Genomic DNA, 2,240 nt, shown 5'->3' with positions numbered 1-2,240 from the left:
CCCTCCCTCGATCCCCCGAACTCCGATCCCGATCAAGCCCGTTCGGACAGGCTTTTCACCCGGATCGGGCCCGTTTGGCATATGCCCCGACCCCCCGCCACCGCCTCCCCGACGTCCCGATGGAAAGCCGGACAACGGTCGGCGAACGGCCACGAAGCCCGCTCCCCGGCAATACGACTCCGATTCTGAGCTTTCCTTGAGGTTATTACTGGATTTTTTACCGACCCCGGGAGAACAATGACCGCGGACGCGCTCCCTCCCCGTGGGGCGCCCCTCCTCCCGGGGACCATCGACGAGACGATGGCCCCTTCCTCCCCGTGCCCGTCGAGGATGGAGCCCCCAGCATGTGCCCGTCTCCCGCTCCCTCCCGGTCGGCGCCCGCCTGCTCCGGGGCCCGGCGGAACCCCTCCCCCGCCACCCGGGAGCCACACGGCCGGCGCCTGGCCACCCTCTTACTGCGCCACCGCGAACGGCTGCTGCGCCACGTGGTGCGGCTGACCGGTGGGGACCCGCACCGTGCCGAGGACATCGTGCAGGAGACGCTGCTGCGCGCCTGGGTCTTCCTCGAACTCACCGATGACACGGACCCGGCCGAGGAGGAGCGGCTGGTGGCCTGGCTCCACCGGGTGGCCCGCAACCTGGTGATCGACACCCACCGACGTGACCGGGCGGTACCGGTGGGGGTGGTGCCCGACGAGCTGATGCCACCGGCGGGCGGCTCCGACGTGGCCGAGGCGGTGGTGGACCGTCAGGTGGTGCGCCACGCGCTGGCCCGCCTCTCCCCCGCCCACCGCGAGGTGCTGGTCGAGGTGCACCTGCGCGACCGCACCGGTGCCGAGGCGGCCCGGGCGATCGGCATTCCCCCGGGCACCGTCAAGTCCCGTACCCACTACGCACTGGTGGCCCTGCGCCGCGAGCTGACCCGTTCCTCCACGAACGGGGAGTCGGCCGCCGCATGAGGAGCCACGCATGAGGAACGTCGACCCGATCGCCTTCTTCTCCGAGCACCGCGACACCATCTTCCGGATCTGCGGTGTCCTCGGAACCCTGCTCGTCCTCTTCCTGATGGTCAGGGCGATCGCGATGCGCATGGGCGGCTGGTCCGCCGCCCGGGCGAGGGTGTCCCGCGAACTGGCCGTCACCCGCCACGCCTTCGCCGCCCCGGTGCGCAACTGGTACCGCCACCGGAGGGACCTGCGGTACCTGACCCGGGCCCTGCGCTCCCCCCTGACCTGGCGCGACGCCGAGCGGGCGATGGCCGCGGTCCGGCCGCTGTGCGAGCCCGGCCGCCCCTGGGCCGTGACCGTCACGCGGGATCTGGTGCTGGTGCGCCTCGCCGGTCCGACCGACTCGATGCCGGCGCCGGCCGCGCCGTGGGAACCGGGCATCGACGAGGAGGGGGAGGACGTCCCCGGGCTGTGGATGATCCCCCGGGAGGACCTGCCGATGGTGCCGACCGACGAGGCCGCGCGGGAGTACCGCCCGGTGCTGGTCGCCGTCGGCCGTGACGGGGGCGCGGGGGGCACCGGGGGTTGCGCCTTCCTGGACGCCGGCGGCGGCCCGCCGGTGATCGGCCTGGAGGGCGACGTACGCAACCGGGCGGTGCTGTTGCGGACCCTCGCCGCCCAGATGGAGGCCCGTCTCCCGGCCGGCCTGGTCACCGTCTCCGAGGGGGTGCACCCCCGCTACCCGGGGATGCCGGTGCGCGACGCCCACCGAATCGTTCGCGATACCGAACCGCAGCGGGGGTACGGTCCCGTGCTGGTCGCCCCGCACGCGCCCGACCCGCTGCCGGCCGAGTTCGCCGAGCCCGTCCGCCGCCCCGACGCCCCGCGCTTCCTGCTGGGCTCCCCGGGGCGGGGGCACGTCAGGCTCCTGCTCATCGACCGGCACGGGCAACTGGTGGTGACGGGCACCCCCCTGTTGACCGCCGCCGGTGCCCTGGCCCGGGCCGTGGCCCGGGCGCTGCGGGACATCCCGCCGGTCCTGCCCCCCATGCCGCCGGCCGGCTCCGGCACCGGTGTGCGCGGGGAACTCTTCGAGGAGTTCGACGCGACCGGGGGCTCCGAGCGGTCCGAGCACTCCGCCGACCCGGCAGCCGACGGCGCCTCGGGTCGGTCGGTCGGCTCGCTCGGCTCGGTCGGGTCGGTCGGGTCGGTCGAGGAGCCCGCCGCCGCGTCGGACGCGCGTCCGACCGACGCCCCCCACCCGGGGCGCGGGGCGGGCGCTGTCCCTTATAC

General features: G+C 74.6%; 2 protein-coding genes. Both read left to right on the top strand.

The features are described 5' to 3' along the window. Positions 1 to 344: 344 nt before the first annotated feature. Positions 345 to 959 carry a sigma-70 family RNA polymerase sigma factor gene (locus FOE67_RS23280; protein WP_182666806.1) on the top strand — a complete coding sequence of 205 codons (615 nt, stop codon included), beginning with the start codon at positions 345 to 347 and terminating at the stop codon, positions 957 to 959. 10 nt (positions 960 to 969) lie between these two features. Beyond that, positions 970 to 2,240 (top strand): hypothetical protein (locus FOE67_RS23275; RefSeq protein ID WP_182666805.1); only part of this gene is annotated, 1,271 nt, incomplete at its 3' end.

The sequence above is a fragment of the Streptomyces calidiresistens genome (assembly GCF_014141525.1).
Lineage (GTDB): Bacteria > Actinomycetota > Actinomycetes > Streptomycetales > Streptomycetaceae > Streptomyces > Streptomyces calidiresistens.
This window is presented reverse-complemented; position numbering and strand designations above follow the sequence as displayed.

What these genes read in the sequence shown, in the direction of transcription:
- FOE67_RS23280 (WP_182666806.1), top strand. Translation starts at nt 345, where the DNA reads ATGTGCCCGTCTCCCGCTCCCTCCCGGTCGGCGCCCGCCTGCTCCGGG.